The sequence below is a fragment of the Treponema sp. UBA753 genome, assembly GCF_002297325.1.
Classification (GTDB): domain Bacteria; phylum Spirochaetota; class Spirochaetia; order Treponematales; family Treponemataceae; genus Treponema_D.
Map to the genome: position 1 here is coordinate 311 of NZ_DBKJ01000104.1, position 233 is coordinate 543.

The window sequence follows — 233 nt, forward strand, 5'->3', positions numbered from 1 at the left end:
CTCACTCTTGCCGAGTCAATTTTTTCTGAATAGACACGGTTTACAGCGGCTTTTGCAGGAACAGTCAATGCCTGAATTTCAACAATAAAAACCCGGCTTCCTTCAAAAACGCTAGCGCAAGCAATTCCGGCTGGAGTTTCTTTTTTTCTTCGTGTTATAAAAAGCGAGCTTGGGTCTGAAACGCACTTAAGTCCTTTTTCATCCATTTCAAAAAGACCAAGTTCATCAACAGA

1 pseudogene is annotated in these 233 nt (G+C 41.2%); it reads right to left on the minus strand.

The features are described from left to right. A pseudogene (locus tag B4C08_RS08570) lies at positions 1 to 233 on the minus strand (DNA repair protein RadA); the annotation flags it as partial.